This is a genomic window from Cohnella suwonensis, from assembly GCF_042655365.1.
GTDB classification, from domain to species: domain Bacteria; phylum Bacillota; class Bacilli; order Paenibacillales; family Paenibacillaceae; genus Cohnella; species Cohnella suwonensis.
In genome coordinates this window covers 97691-114558 of the sequence record NZ_JBHSMH010000005.1, presented here as the reverse complement: position 1 = coordinate 114558, position 16868 = coordinate 97691, and the positions used below count along the sequence as shown (strand labels likewise).

At 56.1% G+C, this 16868-nt stretch carries 17 protein-coding genes; 15 read left to right on the top strand and 2 right to left on the bottom strand.

Going from position 1 to position 16868, the window contains the following annotated elements; translation table 11 throughout:
* The first annotated feature begins 206 nt into the window (after positions 1-206).
* The 14 genes from pdhA to ACFPPD_RS02600 all read left to right on the top strand — a co-directional run bounded on the left by pdhA (position 207) and on the right by ACFPPD_RS02600 (position 15296).
* Entirely contained in the window at positions 207-1310 is a 1104-nt protein-coding gene (gene pdhA, locus ACFPPD_RS02665) for a pyruvate dehydrogenase (acetyl-transferring) E1 component subunit alpha (protein WP_209742853.1), read from the top strand.
* 127 nt (positions 1311-1437) lie between these two features.
* Entirely contained in the window at positions 1438-2415 is a 978-nt protein-coding gene (locus ACFPPD_RS02660) for an alpha-ketoacid dehydrogenase subunit beta (RefSeq protein ID WP_209742851.1), read from the top strand.
* A gap of 16 nt (positions 2416-2431) precedes the next feature.
* Positions 2432-3787 carry a dihydrolipoamide acetyltransferase family protein gene (locus tag ACFPPD_RS02655; RefSeq protein WP_378081191.1) on the top strand — a complete coding sequence of 452 codons (1356 nt, stop codon included), beginning with the start codon at positions 2432-2434 and terminating at the stop codon, positions 3785-3787.
* 2 nt (positions 3788-3789) lie between these two features.
* Positions 3790-5211 (top strand): dihydrolipoyl dehydrogenase, encoded by a 1422-nt coding sequence (lpdA, locus tag ACFPPD_RS02650; RefSeq protein ID WP_209742849.1) that lies wholly within the window; start codon positions 3790-3792, stop codon positions 5209-5211.
* Positions 5212-5869: 658 nt separating this feature from the next.
* Positions 5870-6364 carry an acyl-CoA thioesterase gene (locus ACFPPD_RS02645; protein ID WP_209742847.1) on the top strand — a complete coding sequence of 165 codons (495 nt, stop codon included), beginning with the start codon at positions 5870-5872 and terminating at the stop codon, positions 6362-6364.
* A gap of 418 nt (positions 6365-6782) precedes the next feature.
* A complete protein-coding gene (gene thyA / locus ACFPPD_RS02640; RefSeq protein ID WP_378081189.1) occupies positions 6783-7577 on the top strand; it encodes a thymidylate synthase in 795 nt (264 codons plus the stop codon).
* A gap of 249 nt (positions 7578-7826) precedes the next feature.
* Positions 7827-9398: a plastocyanin/azurin family copper-binding protein gene (locus ACFPPD_RS02635; RefSeq protein WP_209742843.1), complete on the top strand. Its 1572-nt coding sequence runs from the start codon at positions 7827-7829 to the stop codon at positions 9396-9398.
* 134 nt (positions 9399-9532) lie between these two features.
* Positions 9533-10036: a cupredoxin domain-containing protein gene (locus tag ACFPPD_RS02630; protein ID WP_209742841.1), complete on the top strand. Its 504-nt coding sequence runs from the start codon at positions 9533-9535 to the stop codon at positions 10034-10036.
* A 69-nt stretch (positions 10037-10105) separates the two neighbouring features.
* Positions 10106-10672, top strand: a complete 567-nt coding sequence (locus tag ACFPPD_RS02625) for an RNA polymerase sigma factor (protein WP_209742839.1) — start codon at positions 10106-10108, stop codon at positions 10670-10672.
* A gap of 3 nt (positions 10673-10675) precedes the next feature.
* Positions 10676-11449, top strand: coding sequence for an anti-sigma factor (locus ACFPPD_RS02620; protein ID WP_209742837.1), 774 nt, complete (start codon positions 10676-10678; stop codon positions 11447-11449).
* 115 nt (positions 11450-11564) lie between these two features.
* Positions 11565-12047 carry a dihydrofolate reductase gene (locus tag ACFPPD_RS02615; protein ID WP_209742835.1) on the top strand — a complete coding sequence of 161 codons (483 nt, stop codon included), beginning with the start codon at positions 11565-11567 and terminating at the stop codon, positions 12045-12047.
* A gap of 143 nt (positions 12048-12190) precedes the next feature.
* Positions 12191-13681 (top strand): glutamate synthase subunit beta, encoded by a 1491-nt coding sequence (locus tag ACFPPD_RS02610; protein WP_209742833.1) that lies wholly within the window; start codon positions 12191-12193, stop codon positions 13679-13681.
* Between the two features lie 103 nt (positions 13682-13784).
* Positions 13785-14105 carry a hypothetical protein gene (locus tag ACFPPD_RS02605; RefSeq protein ID WP_209742831.1) on the top strand — a complete coding sequence of 107 codons (321 nt, stop codon included), beginning with the start codon at positions 13785-13787 and terminating at the stop codon, positions 14103-14105.
* A 75-nt stretch (positions 14106-14180) separates the two neighbouring features.
* Complete coding sequence (locus tag ACFPPD_RS02600; RefSeq protein ID WP_209742829.1) at positions 14181-15296, top strand: serine/threonine-protein kinase; 1116 nt, start codon at positions 14181-14183, stop codon at positions 15294-15296.
* A gap of 75 nt (positions 15297-15371) precedes the next feature.
* On the opposite strand, the gene ACFPPD_RS02595 is transcribed toward ACFPPD_RS02600, so the two are convergent.
* Positions 15372-16124, bottom strand: coding sequence for an HAD family hydrolase (locus ACFPPD_RS02595; RefSeq protein WP_209742827.1), 753 nt, complete (start codon positions 16122-16124; stop codon positions 15372-15374).
* Positions 16125-16332: 208 nt separating this feature from the next.
* Here ACFPPD_RS02595 and ACFPPD_RS02590 point away from each other — a divergent pair, with 208 nt between their 5' ends.
* The gene (locus ACFPPD_RS02590; protein WP_209742825.1) at positions 16333-16470 is read left to right on the top strand and encodes a hypothetical protein; all 138 of its coding nucleotides are present in this window, start codon (positions 16333-16335) and stop codon (positions 16468-16470) included.
* Between the two features lie 144 nt (positions 16471-16614).
* Here the strand turns inward: ACFPPD_RS02590 and ACFPPD_RS02585 are convergent, their stop codons facing one another.
* The gene (locus tag ACFPPD_RS02585; protein WP_209742823.1) at positions 16615-16845 is read right to left on the bottom strand and encodes a hypothetical protein; all 231 of its coding nucleotides are present in this window, start codon (positions 16843-16845) and stop codon (positions 16615-16617) included.
* Positions 16846-16868: the final 23 nt, after the last annotated feature.

Here is a 16868-nt window from a genome sequence, read left to right as displayed (position 1 = left end):
TGGGCAAACCAATTGAAGGCCGCAAAAGCAAAGTTGTATTACACTGTTACATAAAAAATATACACCTGTTATACAAACATGATTTAGTCGAAAGCTATATGAATAAAGGGTTTTTGGAGTTTTTCTTTGACCAATTCACTTAAACAGGGATATAATAATTCTATAACAGAAAGCCCTCTTCCACAATTCAAGATGAGGTGAACCTAATGAGTAAAGTATCCACGGAAGCGCCGGCAAACGTGAAAGGCGCTCTCTCGCATGAAGTCAGGTCGGAAGACGTCGCTCCGCTTCAAGTATTGTCCCCGGAAGGCGAAGTCGTCAATCCGGAGCGCATGCCTAAGCTGTCCGACGAGCAATTGAAAGAAATCATGTACCGCATGGTGTTTACGCGGACTTGGGACGATCGCGCCGTGAACTTGGGCCGCCAAGGCCGTCTCGGCTTCTACGCGCCGGTATCCGGACAAGAAGCGACGATGGTCGGCAGCGAATACGCTTTGAACAAAGAAGATTTCGTCTGCCCGGGCTACCGCGACATGCCGCAGCTCGTCTGGCACGGATTGCCTTTGTACCAAGCGTTCCTGTATTCCCGCGGTCACCAGCACGGCGGTCAAATTCCGCAGGACGTTAACGTCTTGATGCCTCAGATCATCATCGGCGCGCAAATTCTGCACGCGACGGGCATCGCGATGGGCTTCAAGCTGAAAGGGGAGAAACGCGTCGCAATCACGTATACGGGCGACGGCGGTTCCTCCGAGGGCGATTTCTACGAGGGCATGAACTTCGCGGGCTCGTTCAAGCTGCCGGTCATCTATTTCGTACAGAACAACGGTTATGCGATCACGACGCCGTTCGCGAAACAGACAGGCGCGCAATCGATCGCCCATAAAGCTTTGGCGGCAGGCATCCGCGGCCTTCAGGTCGACGGCATGGACGTGCTCGCGGTCATCTCCGCGGTTCAAGAAGCGGCCGAAATCGGACGCAACGGAGGCGGCGCGACGTTGATCGAGGGCTTGACGTACCGTTTCCGTCCCCACTCGATGGCCGACGACGCGAGCAAATACCGCACGAAGGAAGAAGAGCAAGAGTGGAGCCTGAAGGATCCTCTCGTGCGCTTCGGCAAATATTTGGAGAAAAAGGGCCTCTGGTCCGAGGAAGAAACGGCGCGCGTGAAAGAAGAAGCGAAAAACGCGGTCAACGAACACATCAAAAAAGCGGAGCAAACGGAGAAAATGACCGTTGCCGGCTTGATCGATTCGATGTTCGAGACGACGCCGCCGCATCTTGAAGAGCAAAAAGCCGATTTCCAATAAGAGCAAGTTCAAAAAGTTCGGTTTTCAGCACATTAAAAGCGGACTTTTTGAACAACTAATAAATTTTGCGAGGCGGACGGCGGGCGGTTGCGCGCCGGTTCGCTCATGGCGAGGAGAGTTCAGCAGCATGGCTCAAATGAATATGAAAGAAGCGATTCGCGACGCGATGCGCGTCGAGCTGAAGCGCGATCCTAACGTGATTCTGTTCGGCGAGGACGTAGGCAAGGTAGGCGGCGTATTCCGCGCGACGGAAGGGCTGCAAGCGGAATTCGGTGAGACGCGCGTGTTCGATACGCCGCTCGCGGAATCCGCCATCGGCGGTCTTGCCGTCGGTCTCGGCACGCAAGGCTTCCGCCCGATCGCCGAAATCCAGTTCGTCGGCTTCATTTACGAAGCGCTCGACCAGATGTTCGTCCAAGCGGCCCGCATGCGTTTCCGTTCCGGCGGCCGTTACCATTCCCCGATCGTCTTCCGCACGCCTTTCGGCGGCGGAGTCAAAGCGGCGGAGCTTCACACCGATTCCCTGGAAGGCTTGGCCATCCAGACGCCGGGCATTAAAGTCGTCATTCCATCCAATCCATACGATGCCAAAGGCTTGATGATCTCCGCGATCCGCGACAACGATCCGGTATTCTTCATGGAGCATCTAAACTTGTACCACGCGTTCCGCGACGAAGTTCCGGAAGACGAATACACCGTGCCGATCGGCAAGGCGAAAGTCGTTCGCGAAGGCAAGGACGTTACGATTCTCACTTACGGCCTGATGGTTCACACGTCGCTGAAAGCGGCGGACGAGCTCGAGAAAGCGGGCATTTCCGCGGAAGTCATAGATCTTCGCACGCTGTTGCCTCTCGACATCGACACGATCGTCGCGTCGATCCAGAAAACGAACCGCGCGATCGTCGTGCAGGAAGCGCAAAAAACTTCCGGCGCCGCCGCGGAAATCATCGCGCAAATCAACGAGAAAGCCATCTTGCACCTGGAAGCGCCCGTGCTTCGCTGCGCCGGCCCGGATACGGTGTATCCGTTCGCGCAAATCGAAGACGCGTGGTTGCCGTCGGTTTCCCGCATCGTGAAAACCGCTACCCAGGTTGTACAGTTCTAATCGAGGAGGATTCCGAGTGACGACGAGATTCGAATATCGGTTCCCGGAGCTCGGCGAAGGGCTGCATGAGGGCGAAATCGTCAAAATGCATATCGCGCCGGGCCAAACGGTAACAGACGAAGATATCATCATGGAAGTGCAAAACGATAAAGCGATCGTGGAAGTGCCTTGCCCGGTCAACGGCAAAGTCGTCGAAGTGCTCGCGAAAGACGGACAAGTCATGCACGTCGGCGAAGTCGTCGCGATCATCGAAGCGGAAGGCGACGTGCCGGATCAAGGGCATGCGCCGTCCGACCACGCGCCGACGGCCAGCGGCAACGCGGCGACCGGCGGTGCGGATACGCATGGCCAGCCGGCTCAACAACCGGCAGCGGCGGAAGCCGCTCCGGCAGCGCCCGCGCCCGCCGCGGCTCCCGCGCCGACCGCGCGGCCGGCTAACGGCGGCATCGTCTTGGCGACGCCTAGCGTGCGCAGATTCGCCCGCGAGAAGGGCGTAGCCATCTCCGAGATCGCCGGCAGCGGCAAGAACGGACGCATTACCCGCGAGGACGTGCTCGGATTCGCGAGCGGCGGTTCCGCTCCGAAAGCGACGGCTTCGGAAGCTCCGGCAGCAAGCGCGGCCGCTCCGGCTGCGGTTCCTGTTGCCAAAGCCGCGACTTCCTACGGCCCGGGCGTCGAAGAGCGCGTGCCGTTCAAAGGCATCCGCAAAGCGATCGCGAACGCGATGGTCAAATCCGTCTACACGGCTCCTCACGTCACGTTGATGGACGAAGTGGACGTGTCCGGCTTGGTCGCTCTTCGTACGAAAGCGAAACCGGTCGCCGAGAAAAAAGGCGTCAAGCTGACGTACTTGCCGTTCATCGTGAAGGCGCTCGTCGCCGCATGCCGCGAATTCCCGGCCATGAACGCGATGATCGACGAGGCGGCCAACGAAATCGTCTACAAGAAATACTACAATATCGGCATCGCGACCGATACCGAGAACGGCTTGATCGTACCGGTCATCTTCGACGCGGACCGCAAGAACGTCTGGTCCGTCGCGAACGAAATCCGCGACCTCGCATCCCGCGGACGCGACGGCAAGCTTAGCGCGTCCGAACTGAAGGGCAGCACGATCTCGATCACGAACATCGGCTCGGCGGGCGGCATGTTCTTCACGCCGGTCATCAACTTCCCGGAAGTCGCCATCCTCGGCACGGGACGCATCACGGAGAAACCGGTCGTCAAGAACGGCGAAATCGTGGCCGCTCCGGTCATGGCGTTGTCGCTCAGCTTCGACCACCGCATCATCGACGGCGCGACGGCGCAAAACTTCTTGAACTACATCAAACAGCTGCTCAGCGATCCTGAACTGCTGGTCATGGAGGTATAATCATGGTCGTTGGAGATGCTTCTTTAGATATCGATTTGCTCGTCATCGGTGCTGGGCCCGGCGGTTACGTCGCGGCGATCCGCGCCGCTCAATTAGGCCAGAAGGTCATTATCGCGGACAAAGGCAAATTCGGCGGCGTATGCTTGAACGTCGGTTGCATTCCGTCCAAAGCGCTGATCAACTCGGCTCACCATTACGAATCGATGCAACACGCGGCGGACTTCGGTCTGTCGGCCGAGAACATCGGCGTCGACTTCGGCAAAGTGCAAGAGTACAAAACGTCGGTCGTCAACAAAATGACGGGCGGCGTGGAAATGCTGCTGAAGGCGAACAAAGTGCAAATGTTCCAAGGCGAGGCCATGTTCATCAACGAGAACGAAGCGCGTTTGTTCAACGAGAACGAAGCGCCTCGTTACCGCTTCAAGAACTGCATCATCGCGACAGGCTCCCGCCCGATCGAACTGAAGCCTTTCCCGTTCGGCAAACGGATCCTTTCTTCGACGGAAGCGTTGTCCCTGCCTGAATTGCCGAAGAGTCTCGTCGTCATCGGCGGCGGTTACATCGGCATCGAGCTCGGCCAAATGTACGCGAAATTCGGCGTGCAAGTGACCGTCCTCGAAGGCGCGGACACGATCCTTCCGGGCTTCGATAAAGACATGAGCCAGCTCGTCGTGAAGAAGCTCAAAAAATCGAACGTCGATATCGTGAACGGCGCGCTAGCTAAAGGCGCGGAGCAAACCGATAAAGACGTAACGGTCACTTACGAAGTCGGCGGAGAGCAAAAAACGGTTACGGCCGATTACTTGCTCGTCACCGTCGGACGCCGTCCGAACACGGACGGAGAGCTCGGCCTCGAGCTTGCCGGCGTCAAAGTCGGCGAACGCGGCCTGATCGAAGTCGACGACCAATGCCGCACGAACGTGAAACACATCTTCGCGATCGGCGATATCGTGCCGGGCGCCGCCCTCGCGCACAAAGCTTCCTACGAAGCGAAAGTCGCGGCGGAAGCGATCGCGGGCTTGCCTTCCAAAGTCGACTACAAATGCATCCCGGCCGTCGCGTTCTCCGATCCGGAATGCGCAAGCGTCGGCTATACCGAGAAGGAAGCGAAAGAAAAAGGCTACAAAGCGAAGTCCAGCAAGTTCCCGTTCGGCGGCAACGGCCGTGCGGTTACGCTGAACGGTGCCGACGGCTTCCTGAAGCTCGTCCATGACACGGATACGGGCCTCGTGCTCGGCGCTCAAATCGCCGGCGTCGAAGCTTCCAATATGATCGCCGAGCTCGGTCTCGCGATCGAGATGGGCGCGACGATCGAAGACATCGCTCTGACGATTCACGCTCACCCGACGCTTGCCGAGATTACGATGGACGCCGCGGAACTCGCGATGGGCCATCCGATCCACACGATCGCTCCGAAATCCTAATCCGGCGCAAGCCGCATAACCTTTACGAGGGCTTCACGATACCGTCATGACATCGTGAACGCCATCGTAAAGGTTTTTTTCATCGGATGACTACGTCATGCGTAGTTTCTTATGGGCTCCGAAGTAGCGCTGAGCTACTTAACTTCATCGCGTGCAGTCCGTCCGAGCTCCGAAGTAGCGCTGAGCTACTTATCTTCATCGCACGCTGTCCGTCCGAGCTTCGAAGTAGCGCTCAGCTACTTATCTTCATCGCACGCTGTCCGCACCGGCTCCGAAGTAGCGCTGTGCTACTTAACTTCATCGCACGCAGTCCGCTCGGGCTACGAAGTAGCGTTAAGCTACTTAACTTCATCGCATGCAGTCCTGACCGAGCTCCGAAGTAGCGCTGAGCTACTTAACTTCATCGCACGCAGTCCTGACCGAGCTCCGAAGTAGCGCTGAGCTACTTATCTTCATCGCACGCTGTCCGTCCGAGTTTCGAAGTAGCGCTCAGCTACTTATCTTCATCGCACGCTGTCCGCACGGGCTCCGAAGTAGCGCTGTGCTACTTAACTTCATCGCACGCAGTCCGCTCGGGCTCCGAAGTAGCGTTGTGCTATTTTTTTTCGTTAGGGACTATGGTTATTAGTGAACAACGATATGGAGGTGGAATTTGGCAATGACGACCGAACAAGCCAGGCCGATGGGCCGGTCCCGTTCCATCATGACGGAGCTCGTGTTCCCGACGGACACGAACCATCACGGTACGATGTTTGGTGGTACGCTCATGAATTACATCGACAAAATTTCCGCGATCGCGGCAATGCGGCATTGCTCGAAACCGGTCGTCACCGCTTCGACCGACAGCCTCGACTTCCTCGCGCCGATTCGCATGGGCGAGACGGTAGAGCTCGAGGCGTTCGTCACATGGACGCACAGAAGTTCGATGGAAGTATACGTCGTCGTGCGGGCGGAGAATCTGTTCACCGGAGACCGCAGGGTGACTTGTACGGCGTTCTCCACGTTCGTCGCGGTCGACGAGAACGGGAAGCCGGTCGCCATTCCGTCCGTGCTGCCGGAGAACGACGCCGAGCGGAAGCTGCACGACAGCGCGCCGGAGCGATACGAGATGCGCAAGAAGCGCCGCGCTCAGAGATACTCGACGACTGAGTAAGGGGCTCAGAGGGGGAAATTACGTTGCTAAGCGTGTTAATGCGAACGCGGGGGAGGTAGCGACCTGCAAAAAGCAAACTCCGTGCGCTATCGGACCCGAGTGCCGCCCGCGGCCAGCAAATAGCAACTCACCGTACGCTATCTGATTCGAGTGGCGCCCGCGGCCTGCAATTAGCCACTCTCCGTGCGTTATCGGACCCGAGTGCCGCCTACGGCCAACAAATAACAATTCTCCGTACGCTATCTGACTCGAGTGCCGCAGGCGGCCAGCAAATAACAACTCTCCGTGCGATATCGGCCTCGAGAGTCGCTCGAGGCCTGTAAATAGCAATTCTCCGTTCGTTAACGGCAGGCATCTCGTCGACAAGCTGCCGAATCGGATGCTACAATGGAGGCATACTGGCTCGAGGGGTGTCGTTTTGCGCAATTATTTGGATTTGCTACAGGATGTGCTCGATCATGGCGCGAAGAAGGAAGACCGGACGGGGACGGGCACGCTGTCGGTATTCGGCCGCCAGCTGCGGTTCGATCTTTCGGAAGGTTTCCCGCTCGTCACGACGAAACGCGTCCATTTGAAATCGGTCGTTCACGAGCTTCTCTGGTTTCTGAGAGGCGATACGAATATAAGTTACTTGAAAGAACACGGCGTACGCATCTGGGACGAATGGGCCGACGAGAACGGCGATCTCGGTCCCGTATACGGCTCGCAATGGCGCGCATGGGAAACGACGGACGGACGCGTGATCGACCAAATCGCGCAAGTAGTCGAAGGGATCAAGCGCAATCCGGATTCCCGCCGTCTTCTCGTCAGCGCGTGGAACGTCGGCGTCATCGATCAGATGAAGCTGCCGCCATGCCATTTCGTGTTCCAATTTTACGTCGCGGACGGCAAATTGTCGTGCATGCTCACGATGCGTTCCGTCGACACGTTCCTCGGATTGCCGTTTAACATCGCTTCGTACGCGCTGCTGACCCATATGATCGCGCAGCAATGCGACTTGGAGCCCGGCGAATTCGTCTGGTCCGGAGGCGACGTTCATATTTACAGTAACCATCTGGAGCAGGTGAAGCTGCAGCTGTCGCGCGAGCCGTTCCCGCTCCCGAAGCTGGTCATCGCGCGCAAACCGGCCTCGATCTTCGATTACGTATACGAAGACTTCGTCTTCGAAGGTTACGAGCATCATCCGACGATCAAAGCCACTGTAGCCGTATAACGATCTTTGTGAAGCGATCAATCGCGGATATGTCAATGAAATAGCGGGTCAAGGACTGTCCGATAAAATTTCGGCGGTCCTTTTTTTTATATTTCGGTGTTTTTTTTTGTTTAAGGCTCAAACCGTTCAGCCGATCGCTCCGTTTTCTTAGGTGAGATACATAAGAAAAGGAGATGCAGATCAGTGATGAGAACAAAGAACAAATGGTTAACGGCATTAATTTTAGCTTTTTGTATGGTTGTAACACCTTTGGCGGTTTTTGCGGAAGGAGAACAGACGGCTGCCGTTTCCGGCACGGCTGAGGTGAAAACTTCCACTTCGTCCGATATCGCCGCGCAGCTCGGCGTTCTAAAGGGTGACGGACAAGGCGTTACGGATGAGTATCTCGCCAAAACGTCCACCCGCCTGCAAGCGGCCATTTTGCTGCTTCGTCTGATGGGCAAAGAGCAGGAGGCGCTTTCTTATACGGGAACGGCAACCTTTGCGGACGCGAATTCCGCCGGAAAATCTAGCCGCCCAGTTTTGGCCTATCTCAAAAACCACCCGGAATACGGCTGGACCGGTACAAGCGGCGGAAAGTTCGAGCCGAATGCGACGATCACCGCCCAGCAGCTTTATAAAGTGATGCTGGAGTCGCTCCGCTTCCGTTCGGGAACGGATTTCACCTACAAAGAAGCACTGGCATTCGCCGAATCCAAAGGATTGTTCCGCGCGGCCAAAGCCGTTCCGTTCACGAACCGCGATCTGGCGGCAGCTTTAACGGAAACTTTGCAAGCAATGACCAAGGACGGAAAAGGTACGCTGTTGCAGGAAATGATCGAAATGAAAATCGTCTCCGCCGATAAAGCCGCTCTGCTGAACGGACAGCGGATCGATATCCGCAAGACGGCTGACGGAACTTATTATTTGACCGACGGCAAAGGAATGGCGCTTTATCTGTTCACGAAAGATATGGCCGACTTGAACTCCTGCCAAGGCCAATGTTTGGCCAACTGGCCGGTGTTCGCCGCGGATCGGTTGATCCTGCCTGAAGGATTGGACAGCGGAGATTTCGGCGCCTTCGTGCGGACCGATGGCTCAAAGCAGCTGACTTACAAAGGTTGGCCGCTCTATTATTTCGTCATGGACGCCAAAGCCGGCGACGTGAACGGAGAAGGCGCGAACAGCGTCTGGTTCCTGATCAAACAGCCGTTCTACACCGTCGGCCTTGGAACGGACGCCAAGCTCGGCAATTATTTGGTCGACAGCGAAGGGAAGACGCTATACTATTTTGACAAGGATCCTGCCGGCGCCAGCGTTTGTTCGGGGGATTGCTTGAAAGCATGGCCCGCTTTCCATGAGAACGGCATCGTAGCTCCGAAAGGATTAAACGCGGCGGATTTCGGCGAAATCACGAGAAATGACGGGACGAAGCAAACGACGTTCAAAGGATATCCGCTCTATTATTTCGTCCAGGACGCTAAACGCGGCGATTTGAAAGGACAAGGACTGAACAACGTCTGGTACGTTGTAGATCCGGCGAAATTCACCGGAACGACGGCCGGCAAAGCAGCTCCGGCTTCGGTTCCAGCCAAAGTAACGATCGAAATGAAGGGCTACAAGTTTGCGACGCCCGAAGTAACAGTCAAAGCGGGGACGACAATCGAATTCGTCAACATGGACCCCGACCAGCACAACGCAGTAGCCGTAGACGGTTCCTTCAAGACCAAATTGTTGGACAAAGGGGAATCCGCGACGATCACGCTGGATAAACCCGGTGTTTACGAATATTATTGCGCGCCTCATGCAGCTCATATGAAAGGGAAGATTATCGTACAATGATGACAGCCAAGAGAGGCATACTATTTACCTTAATCGTTTTATTCGTTTTCGCAGTCGTAACGGCATGCTCTTCCTCCAATAAAGAGGAGTCGGTTTCTCCGTCTGCTTCAAGTTCGGCGCCTGCAAGCCCTACTGTGGAGGCGTCACCGTCTGCCGCTAATGCATCGCCGTCCGAGAGCGCATCTCCATCGGAATCGCCAAGCGCATCCGCGGTCGAATCGGAGCATGCAGACCATGCTTCAGCGGAGCCCTCTGAACCTGCGGAATCGGAATCGCCTTCGCCTAAGCCGTCCGCTGACAAAGCGGACAAACCGAAGCCTTCCGAAAGCCCGAAGCCGTCCGAATCTCCCAGCGCCGACCCGGCGCCGGTAGAAGCGTCGGCCGAACCGAAGACTGTGGTTGTGGAAATCAAGGAATTTGCATTTTCCAAAGCGGAGATCACGATTCCCGCTGGCAGCAAGGTTACATTCATCAATCGCGATGAGGTGAAACATAACGCGGTCGCCGACGGCGGAGAGTTCGAAACGAAGCTGCTTGGCCAAGACGAATCGGAAACGGTCGAGTTTGACGCTCCCGGATCTTTCTCGTATCATTGCGGCCCGCATCCGGGCATGACCGCAAAAATCGTGGTAGAATAATATTTGACGGCGGATGGGAGCTGCTCCCGTCCGCTTTTAAATAGGATGGAAATAAAGGGGAACCGCCGAATGCCGATCCGGACCGATGGAGATTTATTGCGCCAAATTCGCGAGCGGAGCCAAGATGCGATGGAGCAACTGTACGACCGGTATGCGCGGCTTGTGTATTCTTTTGCCAGACGCGTCTGCGGGAACGAGGCTTTGGCCCGTGAAGTCGTTCAGCATGTGTTTACGCGTTTGTGGACGACGAAAGCGGAATACGATGCGGGAAAGGGAGCTTTCCAGAGCTGGCTGATCACCGTGACAAGGCGAATTGCCATCGACATCGTGCGCCGCGAACGCCGTCATCAAGCCGCCATGCCGATTGAAGAGATACAAGAACGGGCGGACAGCGCGGGCCAGGACGATCCGGAGACGGCTGCGATGCAAAATGCCGAGCGATCTGAAATCGCCTCTGCGGCAAAGCGGTTGAGCGAGCCGCAGCAGCGGGTGATTGAGCTTCTATATTGGAAAGGATATACGCTCCAGGAAATCGCGAATATGGGCGGAGAACCTGTCGGAACGGTCAAAAATCGGCTCCATCAGGCGCTGAAGAAGCTTCGCCTGCATTTGATGGAAATGAAGGAGGAACGGTAACCGATGGAAATCAAGGAAACAACCCCATGCGACGGGTTGGTTGATTATATGGCGGGCGAAGGCACGGATCTCGAACGCAAGCGTTTTGAGAAGCATCTTGTTACCTGTTCCGCTTGTACGGAAGAAGCGACAGCCTGGCGCGAAGTATGGGACCGCTTGACCGACGACGTCACTATGGTTGAACCTCCTGCCGACCTGAAGGATTCGGTTTTGCGTCCTCTTTTTGACGCTAACGAAATGATCCAAGAACCTGTTAAGCAGCCTCGGGGCTTCAGGGGTAAACGGCTTATTCGTGCTGTGTCTTGGACGGCGGTCCTGATATCGGTGTTTATAGCAGGATGGCTTATGCGGGGTATACAAACGCCTTCATCCGAAACGGAAGCTATCGCTCAAGCGCCAACGAATATTGAAACGATTTTTAATTTGACCGCGGAGAATGGCAGCGGAATGTTCGCCGATAACTCCAGGGCATGGGGCTTAGCCTGTCTCATCCGTTCCGAAAATAAAGAGCAGCTTGTCGTCTATATTTTCGGTTCTCCGCAAACGCAGGGCCAGGAAGCTTATCAGGTCTGGCTGTGGAAGGGTGACCAGCGCAGCAGCGCGGGGACTTTTACGGTCGGTTCTTCCGGTGTCGGTATCTTGACCCTGCCCTTGACGGAATCGATCCCGGATATCGAAGCAGTCGGAGTTACGCTGGAGCCCAACAGCCATTCCTCCGAGCCGAAAGGACCGAAAATGTTCGGCTCCGACAAGCAAGAAACGACAGGGACGATATAAGCGATCGGATTCGGCCATAACGCCTCCTTGATGCCTCCTTCGGGTAGGCATCAAGGAGGCGTTATGGTATGATGAAGTGTAGCATTGCAGATCAGAACGGAAGAGGCGAACCGAAATGACAGTCACTCTCATTGCCGCCGTCGCCTCGAATGGGGTTATCGGAAACAATAACGAGCTCATCTGGCGGCTTTCCGCCGATATGAAATTTTTCAAGCAACAGACGATCGGCAAACCGGTCCTCATGGGACGCAAGACGTTCGAGTCGCTCGGCAAGCCGTTGAAGGATAGAACGAATATCGTCATGTCCCGAACGTTGAAGGAAGCGCCCGACGGCTGCGAGCTCGTCGGCTCTCTCGACGAAGCGTTGTCGCGATACGCTGGCGAACCTCTCATGATCATCGGGGGCGCGGAGATTTATGCCCAATCGCTGAAGCATGCGGATCGTTTACTGTTGACGGAAATCGGACAATCGTTCAAAGGCGACGCTTATTTCCCGTCCTTCGACCGCGGAGAGTGGAAGCTCGTTTCTCGCACGGAAGGCCAGCAAGACGACAAAAACGCGCTACCTTACGCGTTTTGCGCGTACGAGCGCGCATAAGCTCGCATTTTGTTAGAAAGTACAAATTTTTTTGCGTATAATACATGGTGGCGAGTCGCTTGGTTTGTTAAGATATTCAATTATTGACCTAGAAATCGAACTAACGCGCTCTAGCGATGAGACCGACAGATGGAGGAAATGAGATGTCGACACCTACGGGATTCATGGAATATAAACGCGAACTGCCGACGGATCGCGATCCGCTCGAAAGAATCAAGGACTGGAACGAGTTCCACAAGCATTTTTCCGACGATCAATTGCGCACGCAAGGCGCCCGTTGCATGGACTGCGGCACGCCTTACTGCCATACCGGCATCGAGCTTAGCGGCAACGCCTCCGGCTGCCCGATCAACAATCTCATCCCGGAGTGGAACAACCTCGTTTACCGCGGACTATGGAGAGAAGCGTACGAGCGTCTGTCGAAGACGAACAACTTCCCCGAGTTTACGGGTCGCGTGTGCCCCGCGCCATGCGAAGGCTCCTGTACGGTCGGTCTGATCGGCGACGCGGTCACGATCAAGACGATCGAGCAAGCGATCATCGATCGCGCTTTCCATGAAGGCTGGGTCGTCCCGCAAATTCCTGAAGTCCGCACGAGTAAGAAAATCGCGGTCATCGGTTCCGGTCCGGCGGGACTCGCAACGGCCGCTCAACTGAACAAAGCCGGCCATACGGTAACCGTATTCGAGAGAGCGGACCGCGTCGGCGGCTTGCTCATGTACGGCATCCCGACGATGAAGCTGGAGAAGGAAATCGTTCAGCGCCGCGTCGACTTGCTGACGGCCGAAGGCGTTCAATTCGTCGTCAACACCGAGATCGGCAAAGACATTACCGCCGACGAGATATTGTCGCAGTTCGATGCGGTCGTCCTTTGCGGCGGCGCGACGAAAGCGCGTCCGATCGGCAACGTCGAAGGCCATGAATTGAAAGGCATCCATCCGGCGATGGATTACTTGAACAGCACGATCAAGAGCTACTTGGATAACGGCCTGCAAGAAGGTACGTACATGTCCGGCAAGGACAAGAACGTCATCGTCATCGGCGGCGGCGACACGGGTACGGACTGCGTCGCGACGGCTCTCCGTCACGGTTGCGCGAGCGTAACCCAATTCGGCACGCACTCGAAGGCGCCGTTGCAACGGGATTCGGCGAACAACCCTTGGCCGGAATATCCGAACGTCTATACGCTGGACTACGCGCACGAAGAAGCGAAAGCTTTGTACGGCGAAGATCCGCGCGCGTTCTCCGTCCTGACGAAGAAATTCGTCGGCGACGAGAACGGCAACGTGAAAGAATTGCACACCGTGCAAATTCGCCGTTACGTGGACGAGCAGGGTCGCAAAATTTACGAAGAAATTCCGGGCACGGAAAAAGTATGGCCGGCGGATCTCGTTCTGGTGGCGGTCGGCTTCGAAGGACCGGAGCGCACGCTCGTCGATCAATTCGGCCTCGAGACGGATCGTCGCACGAACGTGAAAGCGAAATACGGCCAATACAAAACGAACGTCGACAAAGTGTTCGCCGCCGGCGACATGAGGCGCGGTCAAAGCTTGATCGTCTGGGCGATCAACGAAGGCCGCGAAGCGGCGCGCGAAGTCGACAAGTACTTGATGGGCAGCACGCAACTGCCTTGATCTCGCGATAGCGAAGAAATGGAGGCCGTTCCCGGCAGGGGACGGCCTTTTGAATAGCCGTGTCGGGGTACGACGAAAGCAAACAACCGAAGGAGTGAGTCGCGTGATCCGGTACGGAGACGAACAGTGGCGCGAATTGAAGTTTATCGGGTTACGGCATGGGGCGGAGCGGCGCGACGGGCAATGGGTAGACGTTATCCTGCGCGTGGAGACCGCGCAAGATACCCCATTGCCGGACGACTTGATCGATTTCTCGATCTTGGCGGTATGCACGCACGCGGGTCATCCGATCCAACTCGTCACGCAAGACGAGGAAATGGATTGCGAGTACCAGCTGACGGAAAGCGAGCAGGAACAGATTAACGCTTATCTCCGATCCGCCGAGGTGCAAGCGGATATCGTCGAAGCGGCACTGGTCCGATAGACAGGGTTCCCCCAAAAGTTTCCTCGTGATACACTGATGTGAATAGGTTTCGGATGGGGGGGCCAAGCTGTTCGAATGGATAACGCCGCATTGCTATCGCCGACGGATGTCAGCACGATCCGCCGTTACGTCCAGACGAAATACGCGCCGCTCCCCGGAGATCGCCGCGCGGAAATCGTTGCCGACGCCATTCGAAGAACGCTGCGTCAGCGGCTGCCGGATCTCCCGGAGCAGCAGAAGGAAGGACTCGTCGATCGGCTGATAACGACTTGTTTGCTTACCGAACGTAGAGAAATCCGGCCCGACGACGTCCTGGAATTATGCTCGGACCTGGCCGATACGAACGACGACTCTCGAATGGAGCAACTCGTTCGGGCTTTGACGAATTGGGCGGAACAACATGCTCCCGGCAGATGGAACGCTGAACAGGTGGCGACGAGACTCGAACGGAGAAAAGGACCGACGATGTTGGCGCTTGCCGCATTGCCATCGCTTGATTTTCCGGTTGAAGGCGAGACTTCGCTTCCTGCGACAAAAGAGTTTGCCGCGGCCGTCTTTCGGTTCGCGAGGACGGCGACGCGCCGTCTGGCGCGGCCGATTCCCGCCGTCGCGCTGGCCATCGTCCTTGCCGGCGGAGCCGGATTGGGGGCGGCGTTGCTGTTTCGGACCTCCGCGGAGACGCCGGTCGCGCCGTCTCGGCCCGAAGCCGTCGTTCCCGCGCCGATCGCGAGGCCCGACGTCGGTATGCCGGACTTCTTGCGTTACGCGGACTTCGACGTCAAGTCGTTAAAGAAGTACTTGAACGGCAGAGACTCCTTGCTTGCCGAAGAGCCTTACTTCGGCGCGATCGTCGCGACCGCCAAGGAGCATGACATTCATCCTTTGTTTCTGTTTGCCATTACGGGCCAAGAGCAAGGCTTCGTTCCGAAATCGTCGAAGGACGCGAAGAAAATCGCGAATAATCCGTTTAACGTCGGACATAGCTGGATGGAATACAATACCGACATAAGGGATTCGGCGGGAATCGCTTCGCGGTTTCTTCTGGAGCTGGCGGAAAGCCGTCCCGAAGGTCGCGATCCGTTCGAATGGTTCAATCGGACATACGCAGAGGATCCGCAGTGGTCCGACGGCGTGCGCAAGCTGTTCGTCAAGCTTTCGGGATTGGACGACGGCGGATCGGCAAATCGATAAAGACAACAAAAACGGAACCCGACTGCGTCCGCGCAGGGAGGTTGCCGTTCGTTATTTCGCTGGGAATGAGTTCGTTCAACCGGACTCTTTCATCGTCAAGCCGGACAAGTAGTCGGATATCGCCGGCGGCACTTGAGGCAGCGCGGTCAACGTCAAGAGCGCGCCGGTCGGAGGCGTCTCGATCGGAATGATATTGTATTTCCATTCTTCATCTTGCTTCAAGTATACGGCGTTCAGGCCGCAGAGAAGGGCGGGAACGACGTCGGTTCTGACCGAATTTCCGATCATCCACGTGTTCGAACGGTCGAATCGGCCCGAAGCCAATATTTCTTCCAGCGCATCGGTGTTCTTATGCTGACGCACGTAGATGCGTTCTTCGAAAAATCGGTCCAGCCGCAAGCTTTCGATTTTCCGGTATTGAATCAGCGTGTCGCCGCCCGTGTAGAGATGCAATTCGTTGCCTTTGTTCGCGAGCGAGTACAGCGTTTCTTCCATCATCGGATAAGGTTCGACTTCGATCCCGTACACGCTATTGCCTAGCTTCCATAGCTTCTCTTCTTCGAGAACGGAGGAGGCGCGTCCCGTCGCATCGCGGAAAAACCGGTAAGTCTCGACGAACGACTGCGGAAAATGATCGGGCTGGAAGCCGACGACCTGCACGCCCGCGATGTCGATCTCGGCCTGCTTGGCGGCGATCGCTTCGCGAGTGACGCCGGACTTGGCGTACCAGGCGTACATTTCGTCCGCGAACCGGTCGAGGACGTCGTTGAAATATTTGTTGCAATAGACAAGAGTATCGTCCAGATCGAAAAATATCGTTTGCTTCATCGTTGGGTCGGTCTCCTTACGCGAATGCGATTAATTCGGCCTTCAACAGAATATATCGGCTGCCGCGCAAACGTGACGGCACATCGCGAGGGGGCGCCGTCTTCCCATTATGGGGTTTGAAAACGGGTTTGTAAATGAGGGGAAATAGGAAAACTAATAGTAAAGCCCGCCGGCGACAGTCGAGCCGATGGGTGGGAGGTGAAGTAAGTTGGCAAACCCGAACTTGGGAAAAGGCAACGAAATGCGCGGCGTCTCCAAGAGCAAAGGAAATGGCCTGGATCTCGGCTTGAACAAAATGACGAAATATCCGCCGAGTATGAACCGGATCAATAAAAACTTGCCTTAACCAAGCAAAAAGCCTTCGACGTCTTCTGGACATTGAAGCAGCTTTGCGGAGGATATTCAGAAATGGATAAGCGCGAAACTTATACATTCTGAATAACGAACGAAAGAAGCCGGCTTCGCGTATGACGCCGGCTTCTCGCCGCGATTAAGCATATTTGCGGATCTTGGCCTCCAAGTCGCGCCTGATCAACCGCATGCGCTGGCGGACATAGAAGTCGTAACTGCCCCCGGACAATTCGCGGGGGTTCATTGTGCTGCCGGTGTCGTTATCGATGATGACGAGCTTGCCGTCGTCGTAAAATTTGAAAGTCAGGTCTCGAGACGGTCTAGGCCCTCTGGCAGGTTCCAAGTAACGGAGATGTTCGCAATTCACCATCCATTATCCCACCTATCGAGTAG